This window comes from Streptomyces viridosporus, from assembly GCF_002078235.1.
Taxonomy (GTDB): Bacteria; Actinomycetota; Actinomycetes; order Streptomycetales; family Streptomycetaceae; genus Streptomyces; species Streptomyces viridosporus.
Genome location: NZ_MSGP01000876.1, coordinates 1 through 590 on the forward strand (window position 1 = coordinate 1; position 590 = coordinate 590).

At 66.8% G+C, this 590-nt stretch carries 2 protein-coding genes; both read right to left on the minus strand.

From position 1 onward, the window contains the following. On the minus strand, positions 1–231 hold a 231-nt coding region (locus tag B7L92_RS38340), incomplete at its 3' end, for a MerR family transcriptional regulator (RefSeq protein WP_143626524.1). Beyond that, the coding region (locus B7L92_RS38345; RefSeq protein WP_081241662.1) for a glycosyltransferase at positions 224–590 on the minus strand (367 nt) is incomplete at its 5' end. The genes B7L92_RS38340 and B7L92_RS38345, both read right to left, overlap by 8 nt.

Below are 590 nucleotides of genomic sequence, written 5' to 3' on the forward strand. Positions count from 1 at the left end.
CTCCAGGATGGCCCGAATCCTGTCCAGGCCGAGACCGATGTCACGGTAGACGACGATGCGGTGCAGGCGTTCCAGATCGCCGGCGGTGTAGAGCCGGTATCCGGCAGCCGTGCGCAGCGACGGTCGCGCCAGACCGATCTCGTCCCAGTGGTGCAGCGCGCGGACTGTCACGTCCAGACGCGTCGAGACCTGCCCGACGGTCAGGCCATCGGCGTCAGTGGCTTCAGGCATGCTCCTCATTGTCGCCGTGACGGTCGCCCGGTGGCGGTGGGGTGATCCCGATGGCTGCAAGGTTCCGCGCCTCCTGACTGGCCGGATCGAAGGGCTTCGCCGCAGTGAAAACGATCCGTGCGTTCTCGGGGGTGATCACCTCCACATCGCGGGTGTTCCAGGGAGTGTCCCGTGGGCCGTCGACCGAGTTCGGGCGCAGCGCACGGCATGCCTCGACAAGGGAATCGACCTGGCTGAGCACACCCGCGAAACTGAAGCTCATCGCTGGTGGCTGCTCCGGAACGCTCGCCGCCGTGACGAGGAGTACGTCCTGGAACGCCCATCGGCGCAGATGCACAAGCCTGCCGGGGATGCTGAAC